This is a genomic window from Frankia torreyi, from assembly GCF_000948395.1.
In the GTDB taxonomy this organism is placed as follows: Bacteria; Actinomycetota; Actinomycetes; order Frankiales; family Frankiaceae; genus Frankia; species Frankia torreyi.
In genome coordinates, this window is record NZ_JYFN01000023.1 from 66949 (window position 1) to 82704 (window position 15756).

The window sequence follows — 15756 nt, forward strand, 5'->3', positions numbered from 1 at the left end:
GTCTCATCCCATCACGGCCAGGGCCACCACCGCGTCCTCGACCGTCATGAACAGGCGGTCCGGGCCGAGCGCGGCGAGCAGGCCGGCGTGCACCAGGTCGTGGTGGACGAGGTGGGACGACCGGGCGATCCCGACGGTGACGCCCCGTCGGCGCAGCCTGTGCAGCAGGTCCCGCAGGGTCTGTGCGGCCGTGTAGTCGATGTCGGAGATGCCGCCGGCGTCGAGCACGAAGGCGTGCACCGGTGAGCGCGCCGCGTCGACGAGGTCGCGGATGCGGGCGGCCGTGTGGTCGGCGTTGCCGTACCAGAGCGGGCCGTAGAGCAGGTAGACGACCACGCCGGGCACCTGTTCGGTGGGCTGCCCGACGTCGACCGGAATCCAGTGATCGGTACCGGGTTCGCGGCCCAGCACCACATCGGCGGGACGGGCGGCCCGCCAGGTGCGGTCCGCGAGCGCCAGCACCATCGCCACGATGACGCCCTGTTCGACCCCGACCAGCGCCACCGCCGCGGTCGTGACGACGGCCAGCGCGTACTCGAGCCGGTCGAACCGCCGGATCGTGCGCAGCTCGGTGATCCGCAGCAGCCGGGACGCGACGAAGACGAGGATGGCGCCGAGGGCGGCCTGCGGCAGATTCCGCAGCACGCCGGCGGCCCCGGTGACGAAGCCGAGCGTGAGGCCGGCCGCGACCACGGCGCAGACCTGCGTGCGGCCGCCCGTCGCGACCACGATCGCGGTCCGCGGCGGGCTCGCGTTCACCGCGAACGATCCCCCGAGACCCGCCAGCAGGCTGCCGGCACCCACGGCCACCAGGTCGCGGTCGAAGTCGCCCGCGGTCCCGGGGGCCGGGGCGGCCCCGCGCTCGGTCGCCGCCGTCTGGATCACGCACAGGAAGGTGACGACCAGCGCCGCCGGCAGGAGGTGGCGCACCTCGCTCCACGGCGCCGACGGCAGGCCGACGGTCGGCAGGCCGGCCTGGACCGGGCCGACCGTCTCGACGCCCCGGGAGCCCAGCCCGAGCCAGGCGACCGCCACGGTCGATCCGATCACGCCGAGCAGCGCACCCGGTATGCGGCGGTCGAGGCGTTCGCCCGCGACGATCACAGCGAGGACGAACGCCGCGATGGCCACCGCCCAGCCGTTGGTGTGGCCGAGCCGGCCGGCGACGGCACGTAACCGGCCGATGGTGTTCGTCCCCTCCCCGGGGACGCCCAGGACGGCGGGGAGCTGGCGGACGAGGATCTGCACGGCGATGCCCGCCAGCACCCCCGTGACCACCGGCGTGGACAGGAACTGGGAGACCCAGCCGAGCCGGAGCAGACCGACCGCGGTGACCAGCAGTCCGACCATCACCGCGAGGATCGCGAGGGACTGGACGTAGGGCGGACTGCCCGGGGAGCCGACGGTCGCCGCCGCCGCGGCCAGCAGCGGCGCGATCGTCGAATCGGCCCCCACCGAGAGCTGGGGATGGCGGCCGAGCACGGCGAACATCAGCGATCCGGCGACGAAGGCGTACAGGCCGGCCCAGGCCGGTGCGCCCGCCAGGCCCGCGGTGGCGACCTGCTCCGGTACGGCGACGCCGGCGAGGGTCAGCCCGGCGGCGAGATCCCGACCCAGCCAGGCGGCCCGGTAGCCGCGCAGGGTCGGGATGATCGGCCAGGAGGTCACAGTGCATCCCTGTATACAGGGATGCCGCCGGCCGGCGCCTACCCGGGCTGCTCGTCCTCGCCGGGGTTCAACCGGGCCGCGAGCACGCCCGGCACCGCCCGCACCAGCCGCAACGCCGTCTCCGGCTCGGGCAGGCCCGCGACGACGAGGGTCACCTCGCCCTCGGTGACCTCGACGGTCGGGCGCAGGCCGCCGTCCCACCGGGCGAGCACGTCCCGCACGTCCGCGGCGATCTCGGCGTCGGGGCGGGCCAGCGGACGGAGCAGGTCGCTGCGGCTCACCAGGCCGACCAGGCGCTGATCCTGATCAAGGATGGGCATCCGGGTGATGTGCTCGGACAGCATCGTCTGGATGATGTCCGCGACATCGGTGTCGGTGCGGGCGGCCACGACGGGGCTGGTCATCGCCTCGCCGGCGGTGAGCGGCACCCGGTCGTCGATCGGCAGGTCGCGGCGGAGGTGGCGGCGAGGGTCGGGGGTGGACTCGACCGCGATGAGGTCGGCCTCCGTGATCATGCCGAGCAGCCTGCCGTCCTCGTCGACGACGGGGACGGCGCCCACCCCGCGGTGGACGAGGAAGACGGCCACCTCCTTGAGTGGGGTGTCGGGGGTCACCACGCAGACCTTGGGTGTCATGATCTCGTCGGCGCGCACGACCTGCCTCCTGGACGTCGGCGGCACGGGGCCCGTGGGGGCCGCGCGGTGCCACGCGGCGGCCCTGTGTCGAGGATCTCCCCGCCGGCCTGCGGTGGACAGGGACGAACGACACACCGGCCCGGACCTTCGGCCCTCGATCGGGAGCCGTCTGCGGAGGATCGTCCCGAACGAGGGTCGCCGCAGGGAGGCGTCTCGCCGGCAAGGGGATGATCCTTCATGTTCACGGTTCGTATCCATGGGTTCGGCGGTCAGGACGTGCTGGCCGCCGCCGAGCTGCTGTCCGTCGCGGCGTACACCGACGGTCGGCACGGGCAGGCCTTCCGCGTCGGCGGCCAGGAACGGACCGGCTCCCCGACGGTCGCCTGCTGCCGGATCGACGACCGGCCGCTGCCCGCCCGGGAGCCGGTGCTCACGCCGGACGCCGTCGTGGTTCGCGACCCGGCGTTGCTGGGCGTTCACGAGGTGTTCGACGGCCTCGGCCCGGACGGCTACGTCCTGATCGACGCCACCGGTGCCGCCGGCCGGTTCGGGCTGGCGGCGGCCGCCGGCCGCCGGCCGGAGCGAACGGTGGCGGTGCCCGCGAGCGAGATCGCGCGGCGTGAGCTCGGGCTCGCGCTGCCCAACGCTGCCCTGCTGGGCGGTCTTGCCGCGCTGACCGGCGTCGTGTCGCTCGCTTCGGTCGAGACGGCGATCCGGGAGTCGTTCGGCGGCCGGTTGGCGCACGACAACGTCGAGGCGGCGCGGGATGCCTTCGCGTTCGTCCGGTACCAGCAGCGGGAGCGCCTCGGCGCCGCCGCGGCGGAGGCACCGGCACCGGCGGAGGTACCGGCGCCGGCGGAGGTACCGGCGCCGGCGGAGGTGCCGGCGCCGTAGGGGCTGCCCTCGGGCCGGCCGCGAGCGGTGAAGGCCGGGTACCTGATGCGCCGCGGCCGTGGATTGGGACGATGGGGGTATGCGAATCGTCAGCACGTCCCTGCTTGGCCAGCTGGTCGCGGGGCATCTTGCCGGCCGCGGTGACGGGGCCGCCGGGCGGCGGCCGGTGGTGGTGGCGTCGGGGAACTTCGCCAGTCCGGGGGTGGCCCTGCGGGTGGTGGACGAGGTCGTCGAGTCCTACCGGTTGTTCGTGCTCAATCCGCAGGCGGGCCTGCCGGTGCGGGCGGGGGTGTCGCATGTGACGCCGTTCGTCGGTCCCGGCATGCGGGGGCTGGCGACGTTGGAGTACGTGCCGTGCCGGTTGAGCCTGGTTCCCCGGCTGCTCGCCGGGCCCTACCGTCCGGATGTCGTCGTGGTGCACACCAGCCCGCCGGTGAACGGGCGGGTGTCGCTCGGCACCGAGGTCAACATCCTGCCGGCGGCGGTGGAGGCGGCGCGGGCCGGCGGGGGGCTGGTCGTCGCCCAGCTCAATCCGGCGATGCCGTACACGTTCGGGGACGGGGAGCTGTCCTTGGAGATGATCGATCTGGCCGTCGAGGCGGAGCAGCCGCTGTCACAGCCGGCGGTGAGAGCGGGTGACGAGGTGGGGCGGGCGATCGGGGAGCGGGTCGCTGCCCTGGTCGTCGATGGTGCGACCCTGCAGCTCGGGATCGGTGGGGTGCCGAACGCCACGCTCGCCGCGCTGACCGGCCGCCGTGGGTTGCGCGTGTGGACCGAGACGTTCTCCGACGGTGTGCTGGCCCTCGATCGGGCCGGTGCGCTCGATACCGGTGCCGATCTGGTCACCAGCTTCCTGTTCGGTTCGGCGGAGCTGTACGGCTGGGTGGATCGCAACCCGCGGGTGCGGCTGCTGCGTACCGAGACCGTGAACGATCCCGGCACGATCGCCCGCCGGCCGGCGATGATGTCGATCAACACCGCGTTGCAGGTGGACCTGCACGCGCAGGTGAACGCCTCCCACGTGCGGGGGCGGGTCTGGTCCGGCTTCGGTGGACAGCCCGACTTCGTCGCCGGTGCCCTGCACGCGGCGGGTGGCCATGCGGTGATCGCGCTGCCGAGCTGGCATGCCAAGTCGGACACCTCGACGGTCGTGGCGTCCCTCGGTGAACCGACGACCAGCTTCCAGCACAGCTACCTCGTCAGCGAGCACGGCACCGCCTCGCTGTGGGGGCGCAGCGTGCAGGGGCAGGCCCGCGACATCATCGCCCACGTCGCCGACCCCCGCGCCCGCGACGGGCTCACCCAGCACGTCGAGGCCCTGGCCGTGGCGCCCTCGGGCTGAGCGCGCGATCTTCCTGCCGTGGCCCGGGGCGGGGTTGCGGCAGGGTGGCCGGTTCCCGGCAGGTCGGTCAGTCCTCGCCGGTCAGCTTCAGCGCGTAGACCGCGGCCTGTGTCCGGCTGGTCATGTCGAGCTTCTCCAGGATGCTGGAGACGTAGTTCTTGACCGTCTTCTCGGACAGGTGCACCCGGGTACCGATCTGCCGGTTGGTGAGACCTTCGGCGATGTACTGAAGGATCTCGCGTTCCCGGGCGCTGAGGGACGCCAGCGCCGGATCCTTCTTCGGCCCCTCGCGCATGCGTTCGAGCACCCGGCGGGTGACCGACGGGGAGAGCAGCGACTGCCCGGCTGCGACCGAACGGATGGCGCTCACGAGGTCGTTGCCACGGATCTCCTTGAGCACGTAACCGGCCGCGCCCGCCATGATGGCGGAGAACAGCGCCTCGTCGTCGTCGTAGGACGTCAGGATCAGACAGGCGATGTCGGGGTGGGCGGAGCGGATGTCCCGGCACACGTCGATGCCGCTTCCGTCGGGGAGCCGCCCGTCGAGGACGGCGACGTTCGGCAGGAGAGCCGGGATCCGGCGCAGCGCCTCGGCGGCGAGACCGGCCTCGCCGACGACCTCGATGTCGTCGTGGCGTTCGAGGGTCTGTCGTAGACCGTTGCGCACGATCTCGTGATCGTCGAGGATGAACACCCGGATCGTCTCCATGCGCAGGACGATACGGCGCTCTTCCCGCTCGGTCAGGCGGAGCCGCCAACGTCCCACTCTGGACTTCTGGCCTGGCCCCGGTGCGGCCCGGGGGATGGGGCACCGTCCGCGCCGCCACCCCGGTGTGGCATGCCCGACTCCGGGCGGGGAGACCGTTGGTCCGCCCGGGCAGGACGATCGGCCCGTGTGGCCGGGTGGCCGCCGCGGGATGGTCATCTCATGAATCTCCCCGGCATTCACCTGTCCCGGTCGGCCGTGGCGTCCAGCCCGGACGCGCAGAACGGTACGGCCGTCGTGGACCCGCGCCCGCCGCACCGGGCGATCGAGCCCGGCAGCCGGTCCTGCTGCTGCCCCTCCGAGCCGGTCGCGCAGATCGTGCTCGCCCCGGGCGAGACGCATGCCCATGAGGTCGACATCCTGCTGTGCGCCCACCATCTGCGCCGCAGCGCCCTGGTACTGAGATCGTTGGGGGTCGCCGTCTACGACCGGAAGGGCAACCTCATCGAGGACCCGGCCAGGGTGTTCGGCCGGGATCGCTGATCCCGAACACGGGCGGACGAGGGGCTGTGCCCGTGAAGTGGATGACCCCACAGAGGTATCTGATCGAGGAAGCGGTCGTCCGGACCGTTCCCGACCGCCCGTCCCGGGTCCTTCGGGTGACCCGTGACGGGCATGAGGTCGAGCGTTATGCCTCCTGGATCGACCTGATGGTCGCCCTGGACGTCCACCGGATGGTCGAGCTCGACTGACGAGGTCGACTGACGAGGTCGGCGGACGAGGGCGACGGACGAGGGCGATCGACGAGCTCGCCGCCGTCGGCGCCGCGGGCCTGTGACGAACGTCCCGAAAATCCCCTACCAACGCCGCGCGATCTCTGTTCGAAAGTCGGTCGTCCGCACGGCCGCCAATCGCGACAGTCAGTGCAGGAAGCAACCGGCTGCCCGGTGGGGCGAGGATGCGGGAGGCGCAGATGAGGACCGGAACCATTCTTGTCGGAGTCGACGGTTCGGCGGGATCCGAGAGCGCATTGCGGTGGGCCGTGCGGGAGGCGCGGCTGCGGCCCGGACCGGTCACGGCCGTGTTCGGCTGGACGGCGGAGGGTCCGCGCGGCGTGTACCGCGCCGCCCCCCACGCCGACCACGACGCGCTGGCCCGGGCCGCGGCGGCGGTCCTCGACCGGGCCGTCGTGGACGTGGTCGGCCAGGACGGGCGGGTCGGCCAGGACGGGCGGGGCGCGGTAGGTCAGCTGGTCGTCGAGGCCGACCCGGTCGAAGCACTGATCAAGAACGCGGGCACGGCCGAGATGATCGTGGTGGGGGCGCGGGGGCACGGGCCGGTGCACCGGATGCTGGCCGGCTCGATCAGTCAGGGCGTCGTGCACCACGCGCCGGTGCCGGTCGTGGTGACACGCGGATCCGTCCCCGCGGTCGAGGAGCGCGACAGCCGGCCGGTGGTCGTCGGGGTCGACGGCTCGCCGTCCTCGCTCGCCGCCCTGACCTGGGCCGCGGTCGAGGCCGAGGCGCGCGGCGTCCAGCTGCGGGTGGTGCACGCCTGGGGCAGCGGCAACGTCGTGGGCCCGGCCCTGATCGCCTCCTGGCAGCAGTCGCTGGTGGGACAGGCGCAGCGCACCCTCGACGCGGCGGTGGCCGACGGCGTGGGGGAGAGGGCGAACGTCGACGCGGTCGTCACGGGCGACCTGCCGGCCCAGGCCCTGCTGCGGGAGTCCGGCGACGCCCAGCTCCTCGTCGTCGGCAGCCGGGGTCGGGGCGGCTTCGCCGAGCTGGTCCTCGGCTCGGTGAGCCACCAGTGCGTCCTGCACGCCGCCTGCCCGGTCGCGGTCGTGCGCACCGGCCCGCGGTAACACGGTCGATCGGGCCAGGACCGACTTCGGCCGCCTCGACATCCTGGCCAACAACGCCGGTCTCGGGCGGCTACGTCTCGCAGCTGTGATCCCGTGACCGCAGGATCCCGTGACCGCAGCCTGGGCTGCGGCCGTCTCCGAGTCTTCCCGCGTGTCTCGGCGAACAGCGAGGTGAGTGTCTGGGCCTCGTCATGAGGACCGAGGACGGTAAGATCCTGCGCGAGATCATCGGCCGTGGCGACCGTTTGCGGATGCTCCTCTCCGAGCACGTCCTCGCAGCAAGCTGATCCGCCCGGATCTCGCCCAGCTGGCCGGGTTTCGCCGCCGGTTCAAGCACGAGGCGGACAGCGCCCGCCGCGTCGCGCGATTCTGCACGGCGGCGGTCCTCGACGTCGACACCACCGCCGACCCGCCGTATCTGGTCACCGAGTACGTCGACGGCCCGACCCTGGCCGAGGCGGTCGGTGGGCGGGGTCCTCATCTACGCCGGAACCGGCCGCTATCCGTGTTCAGCCGATCGGAGTGCGTCCCTTGCCGTCCAGCGGGACCGACGGCCACACGGAACGCCGGATCCGGTGCGGCCGACGAAGCCGAACCTTCGGGTGCAGCACCCCTGCCGGCACCGAAACATACGGCCGGATCGAAAGGGGAGAGCACTTTCAGCGGTCACCCGTGAGGCGCTCGGTCAGGTCAGCGGTTCGGATTCCGCCCCCGCCACCGTGCAGGCCTTGCAGGTGGACGCGCGGGCCGGCCGGGGCCGACCCGCGCGGATGGTGGGGGCACCTGCAGGTGGGACTACTGGCCTGCGCCCGTGGCGGCCACCGAGCCCAGCAGCGAGGCGTTGCCGGAGTCGGCCTCCGCCTTGCGGCGGCCCATGCTCTTGGGCTCGATGTCGACGTCGGCCGCCTCGGCGCGCAGCGCGGCGACGGTGGACTTCTCCCTCGGCCGGATGGCGAAGGGGTCGAACGAGAACGCCCGCATCGCGTTCTCGTGGGTGATCTTGTTGATGTCGGCGTCCGAGACCCCGGCGAGGTCCTTGAACAGCTTCTCGGGACCGTGCGGCCAGGTGGAGTCCGAGTGCGGGTAGTCCAGCTCCCACATGATCTTGTCGATGCCGACCTGGTCGCGCAGCTTCACGCCCACCGGGTCGTCGATGAAGCAGGTCCAGATGTGGTCGTAGAAGACCTGGCTGGGCAGCCGGCCGCCGAGGTCGGTGAACGTCCACGCGTGGTGGTGCTGGTAGACGTAGTCGGCGCGCTCGAGGGCGTAGGGCAGCCAGCCGATGCCGCCTTCGGACAGGGCCATCTGCAGGTTCGGGATCCGCTTGAAGATCCCGGAGAAGACCAGGTCGGTGACCGCCATCAGGCTGTTCACCGGGGTCAGGGCGATCATGACCTCCGGCGGGGCGTCCGGGGCGGTGATGTTCATCGACGACGACGAGCCGATGTGGATGTTGACGACCACGTTGTTGTCCGCGCAGGCGCGCAGGAACGGGTCCCAGTACTCGGTGTGGTAGCTCGGCAGGCCCAGCTTGGTCGGGTTCTCCGAGAAGGTCACCGCGTGGGCGCCCTTCGCCGCGACCCGGCGGATCTCCTCGGCGGCGAGCTCGGGGTCCCACAGGACGGGCAGGGTGATCGGGATCAGCCGGTCCGGGTGGGAGCCGGCCCACTCGTCGATGTGCCAGTCGTTGTAGGCGCGCACGCTGGCCAGCGCGAGGTCCTTGTCCTTCGCGCGCAGGAAGAGCTGGCCGCAGAAGTGCGGGAAGGTGGGGAAGTTGATGCCCGCGAGCACGCCGCCGGCGCTCATGTCCCGCACGCGCTCGTCGGCGTCATAGCAGCCGGGGCGCATCTGGGCGTACTCGGTCGGGTCGAGCCCGTACTCCTCCGGGGGACAGCCGGCGACGGCGTTGAGGCCGACGTTCGGGGCGAAGCCGTCCTCGAACGCCCACAGGTCGCCGCCGTTGGGGCCCTTGACGATGTGCGGAGCCCGGTCCTTGTACTTCGCGGGGATGTGCGCGTCGAACATCGTGGGCGGCTCCACGACGTGGTCGTCGACGCTGATCAGGATAAGGTCTTCGACCTGCATGACACTCCTTGACGCTTACAGAGGACGGAGGAACGCACCGGATTTCTCCCTGCTCCTCGTCGGTGAACGTGACGCAGCTCTATGAGCTGTAACACTACTAAGACTACCGTCAGGATGGAAGCGTTGTCGGCGATGGAAGCGTTGTCGGCGATGGGAGCGCTCCCGGCGATGGGAGCGCTGTCGGCGAGGGGAGGGGTGCCGGCCTCGGACCGGCTGCGGCGATCCGATCCCGGCGCGGATCAGAACGCCGAGCGGTGATGGCCGCCGTCGACCTCGATCCAGTTGCCGGTGACGTAGCCGGCCTGCTCCGAGCACAGGTAGACGATCATCGAGGCGATCTCGTCCGGACGGCCGAGGCGCGCGGCGGGCACCCGCGCGTTGGTGCGCATCCATTCGCGGCGGGCCTGCTCGTCGTGCACGCCGACGTTGGCGTCCATGTAGGCGATCGCGTTGGCGGTCTCGATCCAGCCCGGCGCGACCGTGTTCACGGTGATGCCGTAGCGGGCGTACTCGTCGGAGACGGTCTTGAGCAGGCCGATCGTCGACGGGCGGGTGGCGTTGGCGATGGCGTGGTGGATCGCGCCCACCGGCTCCTTGGCGGTCGCCGAGCCGATGTGGACGAAGCGCCCCCAGCCGGCCTCGCGCATCCCGGGCAGCACGGCGTGCAGCAGGTAGACCTGGCTCATCGTGTAGCTGCGGAACGAGTCGACGTAGTGCTCGGGCTCGGTGATGTCCTCGAAGTCGCCCGGGATGTTGAAGACGGTCTGGCCGATCACGATCAGCGGCGGGCCGAACGTCGAGGTGACCTCGGCGACCGCCCGGTCGACGTCGGCGCGGTCGGTGAGGTCGGCCGGGACCCCGATCGCGGTGCCGCCGTCGGCCGTGATCTGCTCGACCGCCTCGTCGATGGCGGTCTTCGTCCGGGCGACGATCGCCACCTTGCAGCCTTCGGCGGCGAGCAGGCGGGCGGCCTCGCGGCCCATCCCCTTGCTCCCGCCGGTTAAGAAGACGACCTTGCCGGCGATGCCGAGATCCATGCGTTGTGCCTCCTGGGCGTGAGTGCCCGCTCGCTCGCCGGCCTGCGGCCGGGGCGTCGGGTGGTCAAGCGGGGAACGTCGGTCGGCTCCGGGGCCCGCGCCTCGCCGCGGGGATCGCGGCGGGGAACGAGGTGTGGTCAAGCCGGCAGCCGCGATGTAGAACACAATTCTAGGAACGTCCTGGCGGGAGCGTCAACGCATCGGCGGCGCCGCCACGCGGGGCGTGGGCGGCCGAACCGCCCCCGTGCCGGGCTGGCGCGGGGGAAACTTGATGATTCCGTCAAGTTCTGGTCGCCCCGACGGACTGACGAGGTGATCCCGATCTTGGTGATCATCGTGGGGTGCGGCCGGCAGGCCGACCATAGGGAGACCAGGTGTTGATCTTATGACGTTTCCGCTCACGGGTATCAAGGTGCTGGAGTTCTCCGAGCACGGTTTCGTGCCGTCCGCCGCGGCGGCGCTGGCCGACTTCGGCGCGGACGTCGTCAAGCTGGAACGGCCCACCGGCGATCCGATGCGCCAGATCCACGCCAACCGCCTCGTTCCCGAGGCCGATGGCGAGGAGTTCATGTTCGAGCTGGTCAACCGCAACAAGCGGGGCGTCGCGCTCGACGTGGAGACGGCGGCCGGCCGGGCCGTGTTCGAACGGCTCGTCCGCTGGGCGGACGTCTACATCACCAACCAGTTGCCCCGGGTGCGGCGCAAGCTGCGCACCGAGCCCGCGGACCTGCTGGCGATCAACCCGAAGCTCGTCGTGGCCAAGGGCCACGGCCAGGGCCAGGCCGGCCCGGACGCCGAGGCCGGCGGCTACGACGGGGTCTCCTACTGGGCCCGCGGCGGCGTCGCCCACGTCCTCACCGCGCCGGACGCGCCGGAGCCGACGATGCAGCGCCCAGCCCTCGGCGACGTGCCGACGGGCATGTACCTCGCCGGCGCGGTCTGCGCCGGCCTCGTCCACGTCCTGCGCACCGGCAAGGGCGTCGTCGTCGACACCGCCCTGCTCAACGGCGCGACCTGGACGATGGGCCCCGACCTCGCCTACAGCTCGCTGACCGGCCGCCAGATGCAGATGACCGGCGGCGGCCCGCGCAGCCCCCTGGTCAACACCTACCGCACCGGCGACGGCCGCTTCGTCAACCTCGTGATGCTCGACGAGGCCCGCTACTGGGCGCCCGCCTGCACCGCCGTCGGCCTGCCCGAGCTGATCGACGCCTACCCGGACGCCGCGTCGCGCCGGTCCGCCTGGGGCGAGCTGGGCGACCGGTTCCGGGCGGCGATCGGCGCGCTCACCCGCGCCGAGTTCGACGCCCGGCTGCGGGAGCAGGACTGCATCTTCTCGTTCTACGCGGTGCCGGAGGAGGTCGTCGGCGACCCGGCCGTCGTCGACAACGGCTACCTCATGGCCCATCCGACCCGCCCCGGGCTGCGTCTGCCCGGCGCGCCGGCCCAGTTCGACGACGCGCATCCGGTGATGCGCCTGGCCGCGCCGGCGCTCGGCGAGCACTCCCGCGAGGTGCTGCGCGAGCTCGGCTACGACGCCGAGGAGATCGACCGGCTGGTCAAGGACGGCGTGCTCGGCAGCCCGCCGCCCGCCTGAGCGTCCCGCCCGGCTGAGTCGCCGCCCGGCTGAGTCGCCGCCTGCCGCCCGGCGGATGCGTGGGAGCGGGCCTTCCTGTCTCGTCCACAGGGTTGCACGTCCGAGATATCCCTGTGGAGGAGACAGCTGGCGCCGCTCCCACGCGCACCGTCCGCGGGGCGCGGGGCGCGGGGGCGCGGACTAGCCGGCGACCGGCTCGTTCGGGACGACGCGGGGGACGACCGGCTGGTGGCTGGTCGCGCCGCCGTCGACGGTGAGCTGGGTGCCGGTGACGTACTTCGACTCGTCGGCGGCCAGGTAGACCGCGGCCGCGGCGATGTCGGCGGGTTCGCCGAGCCGCGGCAGCGACAGCATGCTGCGGATGACGTGCATGTACTCCTCGTCGGCGAGCAGCTTGCGCATGGTGTCGCCGTCGGTGTTGATGAACCCGACGATGATCGCGTTGGCGCGGATGGAGTCCGGGCCGTAGTCGACCGACATCTGCCGGGTCAGCGAGTTGATCGCGCCCTTGGACGCCTGGTAGGCGGGTCGGGAGCGCACGGACAGGATGCTCGACGACGCCGAGATGTTGATGATCGAGCCGCCGCCCGCCGCGCGCATGTGCGGGATCGCGTACTTGCTGGCCCACAGCGTCCCGTACAGCGCGGTGCGGACGGTGTAGTCGAAGTCCTCGTTGGTGATCTCGTCGACGTGGTTGTCGACGCCGCTGATCGTCACGTCCGTCGCCGCCGCGTTGTTCACCAGCACGGTGACCGGGCCGTAGGCGTCGACGGTTGCGGCGATGGCGCCCGCGACGTCGGACTCGATCTGGTTGTCGGCGCGCACGAACGTCGCGGTGCCGCCGGCGTCGCGTAACTCCTTCTCCAGCGCGGTGCCGGTGGACTCGTTGCGGCCGGTGAACGCCACCGATGCGCCCTCGTCGACGAACATCCGCACGATCCCGGCGCCGATGCCGGCGGTACCGCCGGTGACCAGCGCGACCTTGCCCTGAAGCCTCATGTGCCGTCCTCTCGGTGCGACCGGTACGACCGGGTCTGCTGCTGGTGCGGGCCGCTCATCCCTTGCCCGCGGCCTGCACGGCGATCGCGGCGAGCTCTCCCGGGGTGCTGCCGCGGTGCTCGCGCAGGATGTGCCGCAGCGTCAGGTCGACGTCGGCGCCCTCGGCCCGCAGCGCCGCGACGGTGGAACGCTCGCGCGGGCGGTGGGAGAAGGCGTCGAAGTCGAACGCCCGCAGCGCGTTGAGGTGCGTGATCGCGTTGACCTCGTCGTCGGGGATGCCGGCCAGCGAGCGGGCCAGCTCCTCGGGGCTGTTCGGCCAGGTCGAGTCGCCGTGCGGGTAGTCGCACTCCCACATGATCGTGTGCAGGCCGACCCGCTCCCGCAGCACGAGCCCGGCCGGGTCGTCGATGAAGCAGCTGTAGATCTGGTCGCGGAACAGCTCGCTGGGCAGCCGGTCGCCGAGCTCGGTGCCCGTCCACGCGCGGTGGTGGCGGTAGACGTAGTCGCAGCGCTCGAGGGTGTAGGGGATCCAGCCGATGCCGCCCTCGGACAGCGCGATCCGCAGGTCCGGGTAGCGGGGGAGCACGCCGGAGAACAGCAGGTCGGTCAGGGTCGACTGGGTGTTCATCGGGCTGAGCGCGATGGAGACCTCCATCGGCGCGTCCTCGGCGGTCACCGGCACCTGCGACGACGAGCCGATGTGCAGGCAGACGACGACGCCCGTCTCCGCGCAGGCCGCCCAGAACGGGTCCCAGGAGCGGTTGTGCAGGCTCGGCAGGCCGAGCTTCGCCGGGTTCTCCGAGAAGGTCACCGCGCGGCAGCCCTTCGCGGCCACCCGGCGGATCTCGTCGGCCATGAGCTCGGCGTCCCACAGCGGCATGACGGCCAGCGGGATGATCCGGCCGGGGTGGGCGCCGGCCCACTCGTCGATGTGCCAGTCGTTGTAGGCGCGCACGACGGCGAGCCCGAGCTCGCGGTCGGCGGTGGCCCGGGTCAGGAACTGGCCGCAGAACTGGGCGAAGGTCGGGAAGTTCAGGCTGGCCAGCACTCCGTTGACGTTCATGTCCCGGATGCGCTCGTCGATGTCGTGACATCCCGGCCGCATCTGGTCGAACCGGGTCGGGTCCAAGCCGTAGTCCTCCGGGCGCACGCCGGCGACCGCGTTGAGGCCGATGTTGGGGGTGATCTGCCCCTCGTAGGTCCAGATCTGGTTGCCGTCCGCGGTCTCGACGACGTGGGGCGCGCGGTCGCGATAGCGGGCGGGGATGTGCGCGTCGAACATGGTGGGCGGCTCGACGACGTGGTCGTCGACGCTGACGAGGATGAGGTCACCGACATCCATGGGGCGCTCCTGTCAGGGGGCGAGCAGGCGAGTGGGCGAGTGGGTGAGCGGCGGTCAGGCGGTGGGGACGGTGACGCCGATGTTGTCGACCAGCGGCGTGGTGCCGAAGCGGACCGAGGCGAGCAGGCGGACCTCGCCGTCGCTGGGGCCGCCGTCCGCGGCCGGGTCGAGGGTGTCCAGCGGGCGCAGCGTCGCCGCCTCGACGGCGACGATGTAGTCCGGGTCGGCGACCGGGCGCAGCCGGGCCAGGGCGACCTCGGCCGCGGCGCGGGCATCGCGTTCCCCGGCGGCGATCGCGTCGGCCGCGGCGGTCAGCGCGGCGTACAGCGCCGGCGCGGCGGCGCGCTGCTCGGGGGAGAGCTTGGTGTTGCGGCTGGAGATCGCCACCCCGTCGGGCTCCCGGCGGGTGGGGCAGCCGATGACCCGCGACGGCAGGTGCAGGTCCTCGGCCATCCGCTGGAACATCACCAGCTGCTGCCAGTCCTTCTCGCCGAAGAACGTCAGGCAGGGCCCCGCGATGTTGAGCAGGGTGGCGACCATCGTGACGAGCAGCTCCATGTGCTCGCCCTCGGGCATGCCGGTCAGGTGCCGCAGCATCCCCGGCATGGCCATGAAGGTGTTCGAGGGCCGCTGGTAGAGGTCGTGGCGCAGCGGGATGTAGAACACGTCTACACCGGCCGCCTCGAACAGCGCCTGGTCGTGGGCGAGGTCGCGGTTGTAGGCCTGCACGCCGCCGGAGGCCCATTCCAGCTTCAGCGCGCCGTTCCAGAACACCGCGACGACGTCGCACTCCTTCTTCGCCTCTTCGACCAGGGAGATGTGCCCGGAGTGGGTGCCGCCGCTGGTGCCGACCATGGCGACCCGTCGCCCGGCCGCCCGCTCGGCGTCGAGCAGCTCGCGGACCTCGGCATGCTTCTCAGTGGTGATCATGACGCGCTCCAGGGTCGAGGATCATCGCCGCTCTCTTCCGGGGAAAAGGGGGCGGGGAAAGATGGTGAGGGGATGTGATGACACTCACGGATCGCTGTCGCCGTGTCAAAGTACCGTTCAGAAAGCTGAACAAGCGTTCAGTCGGCGGACATGCGTGAGCCACCGCGTCGCGACTGCTCGCGAACGCGGTGGCTCAGACGGTGCTGTACGGCGGTGCTGTACGGCGGTGCCGGGCGGTGGGCGCTAAGGCCGGTTCTTGTCGGCTGGCAGGATCGCGGGGGCGTTGCGCCAGTCGTCCAGGCCGTACTCGGCGGTGCCGACGTACACCTTGCCGCCGGAGACCTCGCTCCAGTGCGCGTGGTTGAGCTGGTGCAGGGTGAAGGCGGAGTCGAGCGCCGAGCTGAAGCCCATCGCGTCCTGCGCCTGGTTGACCGACTCCTTGACCAGCAGCGCCGCCATCGTCGGGACCTTCGCGATCCGGGCGGCGAACTCCACCGTCCGCTCGGAGATCTCCGCGACCGGGAAGACCTTGCTGACCATGCCGAGCGCGTGCGCCTCGTCGGCGCCGAGGGAGTCGCCGGTGAGCAGCAGCTCCTTGGCCTTGCGCGGGCCGAACTCCCAGGGATGGGCGAAGTACTCCACCCCGCACATGCCCAN

The 15756-nt window shown here is 71.9% G+C and carries 15 protein-coding genes and 1 pseudogene; 7 read left to right on the top strand and 9 right to left on the bottom strand.

Annotated elements, in window-relative coordinates:
* Positions 1–3: 3 nt before the first annotated feature.
* Together FF36_RS15580 and FF36_RS34935 are read right to left on the bottom strand one after the other, a co-directional pair.
* The gene (locus tag FF36_RS15580; protein ID WP_199865406.1) at positions 4–1668 is read right to left on the bottom strand and encodes a SulP family inorganic anion transporter; all 1665 of its coding nucleotides are present in this window, start codon (positions 1666–1668) and stop codon (positions 4–6) included.
* 38 nt (positions 1669–1706) lie between these two features.
* Complete coding sequence (locus FF36_RS34935; protein ID WP_044885789.1) at positions 1707–2321, bottom strand: CBS domain-containing protein; 615 nt, start codon at positions 2319–2321, stop codon at positions 1707–1709.
* A gap of 219 nt (positions 2322–2540) precedes the next feature.
* On the opposite strand from FF36_RS34935, the gene FF36_RS34940 reads away from it, so the two are divergent.
* Both FF36_RS34940 and FF36_RS15595 read left to right on the top strand, forming a co-directional pair.
* The gene (locus FF36_RS34940; RefSeq protein WP_063870428.1) at positions 2541–3197 is read left to right on the top strand and encodes a 2-oxoacid:acceptor oxidoreductase family protein; all 657 of its coding nucleotides are present in this window, start codon (positions 2541–2543) and stop codon (positions 3195–3197) included.
* A 79-nt stretch (positions 3198–3276) separates the two neighbouring features.
* Complete coding sequence (locus FF36_RS15595) at positions 3277–4539, top strand: acetyl-CoA hydrolase/transferase family protein (protein WP_044885790.1); 1263 nt, start codon at positions 3277–3279, stop codon at positions 4537–4539.
* A gap of 67 nt (positions 4540–4606) precedes the next feature.
* Here FF36_RS15595 and FF36_RS15600 read toward each other — a convergent pair whose 3' ends face one another.
* A complete protein-coding gene (locus FF36_RS15600; protein ID WP_044885791.1) occupies positions 4607–5248 on the bottom strand; it encodes a response regulator in 642 nt (213 codons plus the stop codon).
* 219 nt (positions 5249–5467) lie between these two features.
* Here FF36_RS15600 and FF36_RS15605 point away from each other — a divergent pair, with 219 nt between their 5' ends.
* From FF36_RS15605 to FF36_RS38100, 4 genes and pseudogenes are all read left to right on the top strand, one after another.
* On the top strand, positions 5468–5788 hold the full coding sequence (locus tag FF36_RS15605) for a hypothetical protein (RefSeq protein ID WP_236705795.1): 321 nt from the start codon (positions 5468–5470) through the stop codon (positions 5786–5788).
* A gap of 41 nt (positions 5789–5829) precedes the next feature.
* Positions 5830–5997 carry a hypothetical protein gene (locus FF36_RS35465; RefSeq protein ID WP_157866958.1) on the top strand — a complete coding sequence of 56 codons (168 nt, stop codon included), beginning with the start codon at positions 5830–5832 and terminating at the stop codon, positions 5995–5997.
* A gap of 221 nt (positions 5998–6218) precedes the next feature.
* Positions 6219–7109 (top strand): universal stress protein, encoded by an 891-nt coding sequence (locus FF36_RS15615; RefSeq protein ID WP_095212215.1) that lies wholly within the window; start codon positions 6219–6221, stop codon positions 7107–7109.
* 280 nt (positions 7110–7389) lie between these two features.
* Positions 7390–7587, top strand: a pseudogene (locus tag FF36_RS38100) (serine/threonine-protein kinase); the annotation flags it as partial.
* A 317-nt stretch (positions 7588–7904) separates the two neighbouring features.
* Here the strand turns inward: FF36_RS38100 and FF36_RS15620 are convergent.
* Together FF36_RS15620 and FF36_RS15625 are read right to left on the bottom strand one after the other, a co-directional pair.
* Positions 7905–9194, bottom strand: a complete 1290-nt coding sequence (locus FF36_RS15620; RefSeq protein WP_044885794.1) for an amidohydrolase family protein — start codon at positions 9192–9194, stop codon at positions 7905–7907.
* A gap of 239 nt (positions 9195–9433) precedes the next feature.
* Positions 9434–10231: an SDR family oxidoreductase gene (locus tag FF36_RS15625; RefSeq protein ID WP_044885795.1), complete on the bottom strand. Its 798-nt coding sequence runs from the start codon at positions 10229–10231 to the stop codon at positions 9434–9436.
* A 385-nt stretch (positions 10232–10616) separates the two neighbouring features.
* On the opposite strand from FF36_RS15625, the gene FF36_RS15630 reads away from it, so the two are divergent.
* Positions 10617–11828 (top strand): CaiB/BaiF CoA transferase family protein, encoded by a 1212-nt coding sequence (locus FF36_RS15630; RefSeq protein WP_044885796.1) that lies wholly within the window; start codon positions 10617–10619, stop codon positions 11826–11828.
* Positions 11829–12008: 180 nt separating this feature from the next.
* Here the strand turns inward: FF36_RS15630 and FF36_RS15635 are convergent, their stop codons facing one another.
* From FF36_RS15635 to FF36_RS38105, 4 genes are all read right to left on the bottom strand, one after another.
* Complete coding sequence (locus FF36_RS15635) at positions 12009–12827, bottom strand: SDR family NAD(P)-dependent oxidoreductase (RefSeq protein ID WP_044885797.1); 819 nt, start codon at positions 12825–12827, stop codon at positions 12009–12011.
* A 55-nt stretch (positions 12828–12882) separates the two neighbouring features.
* Entirely contained in the window at positions 12883–14169 is a 1287-nt protein-coding gene (locus FF36_RS15640; protein ID WP_044885798.1) for an amidohydrolase family protein, read from the bottom strand.
* A gap of 54 nt (positions 14170–14223) precedes the next feature.
* Positions 14224–15099 carry a pantoate--beta-alanine ligase gene (locus FF36_RS15645; protein WP_044885799.1) on the bottom strand — a complete coding sequence of 292 codons (876 nt, stop codon included), beginning with the start codon at positions 15097–15099 and terminating at the stop codon, positions 14224–14226.
* 243 nt (positions 15100–15342) lie between these two features.
* Positions 15343–15755: enoyl-CoA hydratase-related protein (locus tag FF36_RS38105; RefSeq protein ID WP_242422534.1), on the bottom strand; the 413-nt coding region annotated here is incomplete at its 5' end.
* Position 15756 lies beyond the last annotated feature (1 nt).